An 11,064-nucleotide genomic window follows, 5' to 3' on the forward strand; every position below is an offset into this window, starting at 1 on the left:
ACCTCAATATTGCGTGGATCGGCGGCAATCCACTCCTGCGCCTCGTCACGATCGAGAACGAACCCCATGCCGAGCGTGTAGCAGCCGATGAACGAGACCCCGTCATTCTCGTTCAAGCGGGCAGGGACCCCTTCCACGCGACCGGCGGGTTCGAGAAGCGTGCTCACTCGCTGAACATCGACCCCGTCGGCCGTCCGCGGAACCAAGTCGGCAACTGGTCCGGTGGCGCCCCACACGGCGGCATACTCCAGGTTGGCGCTGGCGGATGGCCACGGGCGACTCTGGATCGCACGGGTGATCGTGAACCCGTCAGCGACCATCGCGTCGAGTCCGACCTCGCGCGAGTCGCCCTGTGCGACGGTGTTGGTCGCGATGAGGCCGAGGGTGCCCTTCGCCTGCAAGAGTGAGGTCGCACGACGTCGAAAAGGGCCGCTGAACTGGCGGGATGAATCTCAAACAAGCACGCCGCTGCGTTCTGTACGCCCGGCTCAGTGTCACCAAGGAAGAGTCCGTCTCGATTGCGCGGCAGCTCCAGTCCTGCCGCCGCTATGCCGAGGCCCGTGGGTGGGAGGTTGCCGGCGAGTTCGTCGATGATGGCGTCTCGGCAACCGTCAACAGGCCTGAGGAGCGTCAGGGCTGGAAGTCGTTGCTGGCTGCTCGTGACTTCGATGCCGTCATCATCTGGAAGGTCGACCGGCTCGCCCGGCGGGTGCTCGACTTCCTCCACGCCGACGAGACACTCCAGAAGCGCGGCGCGGGTCTGGTCGCCGTTGAAGACCCGATCGACATGACCAGCCCCCAGGGCCGCGCGTTCGCGGTCATGCTCGCCGTCTTCGGCGAGATGGAAGCGGAAGCCATCCGCGCCAGGGTGCGAGCGGCTCGCGCGCAGATCCTCAAGGACGGCCGCTGGCCCGGCGGTGGCATCCCGTACGGATACCAGTCCGTTCAGAACCCCAACGGTCCCGGCCGCGTGCTGGTGAAGGATGACGAGCGCATCGGTTGGCTCTCTAACGCGGTTGCCAAGGCGCTGAGCGGCGACACGGTGAACGCGATCGCCACCTGGCTCACCGACAGCGGCGCCCCGCTTCCCGCACGCCGCACCGAGCGGGCATCGGGAAGCACATCGTGGAACCGGCAGACCGTGGACGGTCTCCTGCGGAACCCCGTACTGGCCGGGATGACCCCGCACAACCCAGGCCGCGCCAAGAGTGCCAAGCGGGTCGACCCGTTCGCCGTGCTTCGTGACGAACGAGGTCGGCCGGTGATCAGTCAGGCGCTCGCCATCATCACGACCGAGGAGTTCACGACCCTGCAGCGGCTGCTCGACGCCCGGACCGTGCCTCAGGCCCGCAAGAAGGCCGAGCGCCAGTCCACGAGCGCATTCCTGTCGCGCGTGGCCCGGTGCGATGAGTGCGCGGTTTACCTCTGCCGCGGTACGAACCAGAAGCGGCCGGTGCTCTACTGCCCGAAGTGCCGCCAGACAATCGGGCGCACCGCGCTCGACGCCTATCTGATCGATCGGCTCCTCATCGAGCGCGCTGACGAACTGATCGGCGACCTCGCGGTGGACGAGGCCTGGGCACGCGCAGGCCACGACGACATGGCACGGCGCGCCGTGCTGGTATCCCAGCTCGACATGCTCGTCATCCGTCGCGGCGTCGTCGGCCGCTACTTTGACGAGGATCGAGTTCTGCTTCGCTGGTTGGCGAGAGATAGCGGCGCGACTACGGGACCCTGAGCAACTGGGCGGTTGTCGCCAGTTCGTTGTGGTAAACGGCGAGTCGGGGTGTTGCGCTCGTGATCGACAGCAGGTAGCGGCGCCAACCGTCGACATTCAGTTGGCGACTGGTGGTTATCCGAAGCGCGAGGGGCATCGTCGACTTTCGGAGTTCGTCGTTAGCTCGCTTTAGGGCGGACTCCGACTGGTGAGCCAGCGCGTTGCGGACGAGTCTCGTGGCCAGTACAGGCTTGAACTGATATGAGGTGATGGCGGACAACTGCTGCCTGTAGTTGGCCGCAAGCCAACGATCCGCGAAGTTCTTGAGATCCTTGTGCTCTCGAAGAACCACGTTGTTGTCGTTCGGGTCGAGCAGCTGTCGTACGAGATCCAGCGTGAAGTGGTTCTTTGTGATCAGGGTCACAGACACATGCGTCTGCGGCACTCGAAGTTCGCTCGTCGCGTGATCCTGCGGCCGTTGCGACAGATACGTCACGGCCGTTGATGAGTCTCGGTTGACGGCGGCGATCAGCCACTGGGAGAGAAAGGTCTCCCACGCGACTGCGAGAGCGAGGAACGCGTCCGACGCTACGCGTCTGCGGAGGCGGAGGTCATGCAGAGAATCGTCAATGATCTGCCAGTCCGCAAGGTCGTCCGAGGTCGACTGAACAAACGAGTCGATGACGTCATTGGGGCTGGCCTTGCGCACAGGTAGACCCTACTGGCGCGACGGGATAGCCGCCGAAGCTCCGCCATCAGCGCGAGGTTCCTCATCGACGTCAGTGACCTGCGGCAGACTGGTGCCCATGGCAGAGAGCACGGACGCGCCCACCCCAGCGGCCTCGGGCTACGTGCTCAATTTCCCGACAGACGGCACGTCCTTCGGCGTGCGCGAGAACCTTGTGGACATCTTGGAGCGCGAGTTGCTGGGACCGATCCACGGCGAGGAAGAGCTGCTGCCGTTCAGCCCAAAGCAGATGTACCTCGTCGGGCTGATCGCGCCGGTCAAGCTCACGAGCACCGATGGATCAGGGCTCGACCAGGACGACGCCGACGACCTGGCCGAAGTGCGTCTCGACGAGGACGGTGTGACCGAAGGGCGCGGAGTCCCGACGGTTGCGGCCGACGAGAGCGAGGCCGATGCCGAAGAGGACGACGTCGAGGATCGGGCGCCCAAGCAGGGGCTGATGATCCCGGCGTCCATGGGACTGCGTTTTCAGGTGCCCAGCGATCTCGCGTCGTTCGATGTCGCGGCCTCGTGGGGCACCTACGAGACGGTCGAGACCGACGAAGTGTCGAAGGCCGGACGTCCCGTCCGGAAGTACCAGCGCACTCCGGTCGAGGAGACCCGGACGATCACGCTCGCGGCGCTGACTGCTGGTCGCACCGAGACGATCGTGCTCCGCGACGCGATCTGCCTGCGGATCGACCGCTACGACGACGCCGCGTATGGGCGGGTGCTGATCGAGATCGCGCTGTGCAACGACCGCGAGACTCCGCTTCCTATCCCGTCGAGCATGTGGATGTTTCAGACGAAGCTCCTCATCGACGCCGGTGGCGCTGAGGCATTCCTGCCGGTGCGAGACGTGCTGGAGCAGGACTGGCCCGAGCGCGACGACGAGGTGCGGCGGCTCGACCTCCAGTACAAGGACCGACTCGAGTTCGCAATCGGCCGCACCTGCTCGGCCGATTGGGTCGTGCGCAAGGGTTCGCGGCGGGCGACGTCGGTGTCGACGACATGGCTGCCAAAGGCAGAGACTCCGCAGACCAGGGCCGGCGAGGTCGAGGGTGCGACGCTGTCGATGAAGACGCTGGCCTCGGTCGGTCCCGACGAGTTGCGCGCAGGGCTTGCCCCCTTGGTCTCCGGCTATGGGGCCTGGCTCGACCGGCAGGAAGGCGTGGCGGTGCAGCTTCCCGAGCACTTGCGGGAGATCGCCGACGTGGTGCTCTGGGAGGCTCGGCAGGCGCACCAGCGTCTCGTCGAGGGGCTGGAGTTCGTCGCCTCGGACGTGACTGGGCTTCAGTGCTTCCAGTTCATGAACCGGGTCATGCGCGATCAGCGCCTCGCTTCGCAGGTCGCCGAAGCGCGGAAGTCCGACTCGGCGCTGTCGATCGCGCAGGCTCGGCAGGACCTTGAAGGTGCGGAGGCTGACGGAAAGCCCGTCGCGTCGTGGCGTCCGTTCCAGCTTGCGTTCATTCTCATGCAGCTCGGGTCGCTGACTGACCCGACGGCTGCGCTGCGCAGTGCGGAGCATCTGGCTCGCGTGGAGCTGCTGTTCTTCCCGACCGGTGGTGGCAAGACCGAGGCGTACCTGGGCCTGGCTGCCTATACGTTCGCGATCCGTCGTCGGCAGGCAGTCGTGCAGTCGACCGACGGCCCTTTGAACGGCAGTGACGGAGTGTCGGTGCTGATGCGATACACGCTGCGGCTGCTGACGGCGCAGCAGTTCCAGCGCGCGACGGCGCTCGTCTGCGCCGCCGAACTCGCCCGCCGCGAGGATGAAGCGACCTGGGGAACTGAACCGTTCCGGATCGGTCTCTGGGTTGGTACCGATGTCAGTCCGAAGCGGTTCGAGGAAGCCGATGAGCAGCTCAAGAAGGTCAACGACGGTGCCTCGCACCGGCTGACGGTCCTTCAGATTCAGCGCTGCCCGTGGTGCGGGACCGAGATCACCCCGGCGAACGTGAAGGGTGACGCCACCAGCCGCCGGGTGTTCGTGCACTGCGGTGACGAGCTGGGCCGGTGCCCGTTCTCCAAGGGGGGCGGCGTCCCCGAGGGACTTCCGGTTCTCACCGTCGACGAGGAGATCTATCGGCTCACCCCGGCGTTCGTCATCGCGACCGTCGACAAGTTCGCCCGGCTCGCGCGCGAGGGCGAGGCCGCCTCGTTGTTCGGGTTCGTCAACAGGCGCTGCGGGCGGCACGGCTACGTCCACCCCGACTACACCGGCTGCACTGTGCAGTCGCACCCGGCGAACAACGGCCATCCCACCGCGACGGTCATGCCCGTCGGGCGCCTGCGCCCGCCAGACCTGATCATCCAGGACGAGCTGCACCTCATCACCGGGGCGCTCGGCACGGCCGTTGGTCTGTTCGAGGTCGCCGTCGAGACGCTGTGTTCGTGGGAGACGTCCGAGGGCAAGCCGGTAATGCCGCTGATCGTCGCCTCGACGGCCACCGTACGCAACGCGGTCGAGCAGGTGCGCCAGCTCTACGGGCGCAAGGTGGAGATTTTCCCGCCGCAGGTGCTCGATGTGGCCGACACGTTCTTCTCGCGCGAAGTCGAAGTCTCCGAGCAGAATCCCGGCCGTCGCTACATCGGCGTCAGCGCGCCGGGCGTGCGCCTGTCGAGCGCCGAGATCCGCCTCGCCGAGGTGCTACTGCTCGCCGGGCAGCTGCTACTCGACCGCACAGGTATCGAAGCAGACCCGTACATGACTCTCGTCGGGTACTTCAACGCCACCCGCGAGCTGGCCGGCATGCGCCGATATGTTGATGACGACGTCAGCACGCGGGTCGGCAACCCCCGTCGCGACTCCGGATTCCCGCGGCGATATGGCACCGCGTTCGGAAACCTCAACGTGGCTGAACTGACCTCCCGAATCTCGGGTGCCGACATCGGCAAGACCCTCGACAAGCTCGGGCTCGAGTTCGACCCAGGCTATGACACGACCGCGGCATTCCAGTCACGTATCGCGTTGCGCCGAGAAGACAAGGCGGCACCCAAGCGCGATGGGGATGCCCCCTTCGACGTCGTCCTCGCGACGTCGATGCTCCAGGTGGGTGTTGACGTGCAGCGCCTCGGACTCATGCTCGTGGTCGGCCAGCCGAAGAACACCGCCGAGTACATCCAGGCGTCGTCGCGAGTGGGCCGCGACGCGGCACGCCCGGGCCTGGTCGTGTCGCTGGGGAACTGGGCGCGGCCACGCGACCTCGCTCACTTCGAGCAGTTCCGGCACTACCACGACACCTTCTATAAGCAGGTCGAGGCACTCTCCGTCACGCCGTTCTCGCCGACCTCGCTGGAGCGAGGCATCGACGGGCTACTCGTCAGCGCCGCGCGCGTCGCCCAGGCGACCGTCGCCGACGGCATATCGCCCGAGCGTGAGGCGGGCAAGATCGCCTCACAGCATCCCGAAGTCGTCGGGATCATCGGCCGGCTGAAGGCCCGAATTCTCGCCGCGTCCCAGGACGATGACCTCACCAAGAAGGCCAGCGACCTGCTGACGAACCGGGTCGACCGGTGGGCGAGCCGCGCCGGATACGCCAGCGAACGGCACCAGACGCTCGTCTACGAACGCACCGGCGAGGGCGACAAGTACCTGCCGCTCATCATCAGCCCCGAGAACCACCGCGCCAGCGTCGGCAGCTCCAGTGGAGCGCCGTTCGTGATCGCGAACTCGATGCGCGAAGTGCAGCCGGAGATCAACATCCTGGTCTCACCTGTACCGGACCGACTCTTCGCCAGAACTCCTGTGGGCGTCGACGACTGGGCGCTGCCCGCCGGGGAGGACGACTGATGACCGACATCGCCACCGCACCACTTGCCGACAACAACGACGCCCTCGACCCGCTCGGCGACGCCGACGAAGGCCTCGCGAAGAACCGGGCCAAGGTCGGGTCCGCCCGTCCTTCATCGCTCCTGTACACCTACGGTCCTGGCGCGCTCATGGACCTGCCGAACTTCTCGGTCATGCCCGCCGGGCTCGACGACTGGGAGCCGATCTGGAAGCGTCGCGAGGTCGTCCCGACGATCCTCGAGCCGCGATTGCTCAACGTCGTCCGCCTGCACCTCGGGCCGCAGGTCGACGCTCTGCGGCCGTTCCCGTGGCAGCCCAAGAAGGGTTCGATGTCGACCGAGGGCTCGGACCTCGGCCTTCCCGCGCGGGTATTCCCGCAGTGGTTCCGATGCACCGGCTGCGACTACCTCGGCCCGCTCACCCGGTTCACCTACACGAACACGCATCCGTTCCGGCCCGACCTCGCCCAGTTCACGCACAAGCCCTGCCCTGGTCGCGGCGGACGAGAACGCCGCGAGGGCCGCCCCGCCGTCCCTGCGCAGCACTTGCTGACCTGCACCAACGGCCACCTCGACGAGTTCCCCTACACACTCTGGGTTCACCGGGGTCAGAAGTGCCCGAACGCTGAGAACCCCGACCTCAAGATGCGCGACGCCAACGTCGGCAAGAGCGTCGGCTCCACAATCATCTGCCAGTCGTGCAACGCCACACGCGGCATGGCCGAAGCCCAAGGGGCGAAGGGTCGGCTCAAACTGCCCCAGACGTGCCGCGGACGCCACCCCCACCTCGGCGCGTTCTTCCCCGGCTGCAAGGCCCAGCCCGCGCTCATCATGATGGGTGCCTCGAACCTCTGGTTCCCCTCGACGCAGAGCATCATCGTCATGCCACGCTCGGACGCCGAACAGAAGGAAGCCCTCGCCGACCATCTCCGCGTCGAACTCGGCATCGACCAGATCCGGCAGTTCGTCGGCCAGATCCCGGTCATCCGCGCCCTCGCGGGCGCGCGGAACATCGACGTCACCGGACTCACTGACGACGACATCGCCACCGCCGTCGCGGACGTGCTCGCACCACCCGAGTCCGAAGAGGACCGCGAAGAGCGCCGCGCCAACTGGGACCCGATAGAACTGCTTGTCCCCGAATGGCGCTACGTCCAGAAGCCGGCCCTATTCCCCGAACAGCAGAACAACACCGGACTCATGGTCACCGAGATGCAGCGCGGCACCGAGCTGCACCCGCGCATCAAGCGCGTCGTCGGAGTCAACCGGATGAAGCGCGTCAACGCCGTGCTCGGGTTCACCCGCCTCGACGAGATGGACCGCGTCAACGATGTCGCATCCCGCCTGGTCGACCTCACCCGCAACGGCAAGCCCACCTGGGTCCCCGCCACCGAAGACCGCGGCGAAGGCGTCTTCCTGCAACTCGACCTCGACGCCGTTGCGCAGTGGGAACGACACATCGAGACCACCCCGCTCTGGAATGCCCACCTCGAAGCCCACCGCCGCAACTTCGCCCGCCGCTTCTCAGAGACCGCCGCAGCCATCAACCCCGACACCCGCCTACCGGCGCCGCGCTACTGGCTCATCCACACCCTCTCGCATATCCTCATCCGCGAGATGGCGATGTACTCCGGCTACGGAGCAGCCAGCCTGGCCGAGCGCATCTACGCATGGCGGGAGGAGCCCGGCCGCGAGGCCGCAGCGGGACTGCTCATCTGCACGACCGCCTCCGACAGCGAAGGCACACTCGGCGGGCTGGTGGCCCTGTCCGAACCGGAGAAGCTTCAGGGCATTGTGCTCTCGGCGGTTCGCCGGGCATGGCGCTGTTCCTCTGACCCGGTTTGCGCCCAGCGCACACCGTCGGACCCCGAGGACTTCCTGCACGGCGCCGCCTGCCACACGTGCTGCTTCGCCTCCGAGACCTCATGTGAGAAGGCCAACCGCTTCCTCGACCGACGGTTCCTGCTCGACCTCCCGACCGCGAATGGCCCGACCGTGCCAGGGTTCTTCCGCAATTATGGCCTCTGACCCGCTCGCCGAACTTGGCAGCTTCCTCACCGCAACCGAGGCGGAGCGACTCGCCCTGCAGTTCGATGCCGGAACACCCCCGAGCATCGCAGTACGCGAGATCGCACTGGCCCGCCGCGGGACGGTGAAGAGACTCCTTGCCGCGGCCCAAATGGGTCCAAGCGATTGTGACCTCATCGTCAGCGTGCTACGCGCGATCGCGGGCGCCAAGTCGGTGCGACGTGAGCTGACACCGGTGTGGACCATGCCCGGCAACGAAGCCAACATCGGCCACCTGACGGGAGAGTTCCATCGCATCGTCGGCGCAGCCCGACTGTCGGTTACCGCCGCGACCTACAACTTCCAAGACACTTCGCAGATGTGGAAGACGCTGAAAGAAGCATCCGAGCAGCCCGGCGTTGCCGTGACTGTGTACGTCGACGGCAAGGTTGCCGACGCCGTGAACGTCAAAGCGCAACTCCCGCGGGCGACGGTCTACCGCTCCGCCGTGCTGCCGAACGGAAAGCCTGTAGTCAGCCATGCGAAGTTCATCATTGTCGATCACGAGCTGCTCCTGATCACGAGTGCGAACTTCAGTTACTCCGCCGAGAACCGCAATGTCGAGTTCGGGATTCTCGCCCACGACAGTGCGTTCGCCGAGTCGGTCGAAGCGGCGATGATGAGCAAACACGGTTCGCTGTATGAGCTGGTGCAACGGAGAGAATGACGCGCTCCGGTCCACGCCACTTCAACCCCTGAGGTGCTCGCCACAAGGCGACAGCCATGTCCGAACGCGCAACTAGACTTGTCGCTGTCCGGCATCCCCGATCTTGGAGCTCAGCCGCGTGACCACCCCCCAGCCAGCGACCACGGCCGCGCGCCCCGTCGCCGACACGATCGACAACGCGCTCGCCACGCCCGACCGCGAGCAGCCGTACGGCGCGCTCGGCCTCAAGCCCGACGAGTACGAGCAGATCAAGACGATCCTCGGCCGGCGCCCCACGAGCGGCGAGCTGGCCATGTACTCGGTCATGTGGAGCGAGCACTGCTCCTACAAGTCGAGCAAGATCTACCTCCGCCGCTTCGGCGAGAAGGTGTCCGACGAGATGAAGACCCGGCTCATGGTCGGCATGGGCCAGAACGCGGGCGTCGTCGACGTCGGCGAGGGCTGGGCGGTCACCTTCAAGGTCGAGTCGCACAACCACCCGAGCTACATCGAGCCGTTCCAGGGCGCCGCGACCGGCGTCGGCGGCATCGTGCGCGACATCATCTCCATGGGCGCCCGCCCGGTCGCGGTCATGGACCAGCTACGCTTCGGCGCCATCGACCACCCCGACACGGCGCGCGTCGTGCACGGCGTCGTCAGCGGCATCTCGTTCTACGGCAACTGCCTGGGCCTGCCGAACATCGGCGGCGAGACCGTGTTCGACGCGGTCTACCAGGGCAACCCGCTCGTCAACGCGCTCGCGGTCGGCGTCCTCCGCCACGAAGACCTCAAGCTCGCCAACGCGTCCGGCGCCGGCAACAAGGTGGTCCTGTTCGGCGCCCGCACGGGCGGCGACGGCATCGGCGGCGCGAGCATCCTGGCATCCGACTCGTTCGACAGCACCGGACCGACCAAGCGTCCGGCGGTGCAGGTCGGCGACCCCTTCGCCGAGAAGGTGCTCATCGAGTGCTGCCTAGAGCTCTACCGCGACGAGCTGGTCGAGGCGATCCAAGACCTGGGAGCCGCGGGCATCTCGTGCGCGACGAGCGAGCTGGCCGCCAACGGCGGCAGCGGCATGCGCGTGGACCTCGAGAAGGTGCTGCTGCGCGACCCCACGCTCACGCCCGAGGAGATCCTCATGAGCGAGAGCCAGGAGCGCATGATGGCGATCGTCGCACCGGAGAAGCTCGACGACTTCCTCGCCGTCACCGCCAAGTGGGACGTCGAGACGAGCGTCCTCGGCGAGGTCACCGGCGACGGGCGCCTCAAGATCTTCTGGCACGGCGAGCAGATCGTCGACGTCGACCCCTCCACGGTGGCCGTCGACGGCCCCGTCTACGAGCGCCCCGTCGCCTACCCGACCTGGATCGACGCGCTCCGCGACGACTCCGCCGCGGCCCTCCCCCGCACCGATGACCCCGAGACCCTGCGCGCGCAGTTCGCGCAGCTGCTGTCGAGCGCGAACCTCGCCGACACCTCGTGGATCACCAACCAGTACGACTACTACGTCATGGGCAACACCGCCCTGTCGTTCCCCGACGACGCCGGCATGATCCGCGTCGACGAGGAGTCCGGCCTCGGCTTCGCGATCGCGACGGACTGCAACGGCCGCTACTGCCAGCTCGACCCGTACCAGGGCGCGAAGCTCGCCCTCGCCGAGGCGTACCGCAACGTCGCCGTCACGGGCGCCGACCCGACCGCGGTCACCGACTGCCTCAACTTCGGCAGCCCCGAGAATCCCGAGGTCATGTGGCAGTTCGGGCAGGCCGTGGACGGCCTCGCCGACGGATGCCTCGAACTCGGCATCCCGGTCACGGGCGGCAACGTCAGCTTCTACAACCAGACCGGCGACACCCCGATCTTCCCGACCCCGGTGGTCGGCGTGCTCGGGATCATCGACGACGTCGCGCGGCGCATCCCGTCGGGGTGGCAGGATGCCGGCGAGAACATCTACCTGCTCGGCGTCACCGCGACCGAGCTCAGCGGCTCGGCCTGGGCCGGCACCGTGCACGGCCACCTCGGCGGCCGCCCGCCGGCCGTCGACCTCGCGAACGAGAAGCGGCTCGCACAGCTGATCCACGCGGCATCCCAGCAGTCGCTCGTCTCGAGCGCCCA

At 67.0% G+C, this 11,064-nt stretch carries 6 protein-coding genes and 1 pseudogene; 5 read left to right on the forward strand and 2 right to left on the reverse strand.

Annotated elements, in window-relative coordinates; all coding sequences use genetic code 11:
- A pseudogene (locus WML84_RS08655) lies at nucleotides 1–401 on the reverse strand (SAM-dependent DNA methyltransferase); the annotation flags it as partial.
- A gap of 44 nt (nucleotides 402–445) precedes the next feature.
- On the opposite strand from WML84_RS08655, the gene WML84_RS08660 reads away from it, so the two are divergent.
- Nucleotides 446–1,738 (forward strand): recombinase family protein, encoded by a 1,293-nt coding sequence (locus tag WML84_RS08660; RefSeq protein ID WP_347345743.1) that lies wholly within the window; start codon nucleotides 446–448, stop codon nucleotides 1,736–1,738.
- Here WML84_RS08660 and WML84_RS08665 read toward each other — a convergent pair.
- Entirely contained in the window at nucleotides 1,725–2,426 is a 702-nt protein-coding gene (locus WML84_RS08665; protein ID WP_347345744.1) for a hypothetical protein, read from the reverse strand. The genes WML84_RS08660 and WML84_RS08665 overlap by 14 nt on opposite strands.
- Nucleotides 2,427–2,523: 97 nt before the next feature.
- Between WML84_RS08665 and drmA the strand changes: the two genes are divergently transcribed.
- The 4 genes from drmA to purL form a co-directional block, all read left to right on the forward strand.
- The gene (gene drmA / locus WML84_RS08670; protein ID WP_347345745.1) at nucleotides 2,524–6,237 is read left to right on the forward strand and encodes a DISARM system helicase DrmA; all 3,714 of its coding nucleotides are present in this window, start codon (nucleotides 2,524–2,526) and stop codon (nucleotides 6,235–6,237) included.
- Nucleotides 6,237–8,264 (forward strand): DUF1998 domain-containing protein, encoded by a 2,028-nt coding sequence (locus WML84_RS08675; protein WP_347345746.1) that lies wholly within the window; start codon nucleotides 6,237–6,239, stop codon nucleotides 8,262–8,264. Before drmA ends, WML84_RS08675 begins: the two co-directional genes overlap by 1 nt.
- On the forward strand, nucleotides 8,254–8,970 hold the full coding sequence (gene drmC, locus WML84_RS08680; RefSeq protein WP_347345747.1) for a DISARM system phospholipase D-like protein DrmC: 717 nt from the start codon (nucleotides 8,254–8,256) through the stop codon (nucleotides 8,968–8,970). Before WML84_RS08675 ends, drmC begins: the two co-directional genes overlap by 11 nt.
- A 118-nt stretch (nucleotides 8,971–9,088) precedes the next feature.
- A partial coding sequence (gene purL / locus WML84_RS08685) for a phosphoribosylformylglycinamidine synthase subunit PurL (protein WP_347345748.1) occupies nucleotides 9,089–11,064 on the forward strand: 1,976 nt, incomplete at its 3' end.

The organism is Microbacterium sp., from assembly GCF_039812165.1.
GTDB lineage: Bacteria > Actinomycetota > Actinomycetes > Actinomycetales > Microbacteriaceae > Microbacterium.

Bases quoted from the DNA above. Each gene is read 5' to 3' on its own strand.
- WML84_RS08660 (WP_347345743.1), top strand. From the start codon at position 446: ATGAATCTCAAACAAGCACGCCGCTGCGTTCTGTACGCCCGGCTCAGT.
- WML84_RS08675 (WP_347345746.1), top strand. From the start codon at position 6,237: ATGACCGACATCGCCACCGCACCACTTGCCGACAACAACGACGCCCTC.
- drmC (WP_347345747.1), top strand. From the start codon at position 8,254: ATGGCCTCTGACCCGCTCGCCGAACTTGGCAGCTTCCTCACCGCAACC.
- drmA (WP_347345745.1), top strand. From the start codon at position 2,524: ATGGCAGAGAGCACGGACGCGCCCACCCCAGCGGCCTCGGGCTACGTG.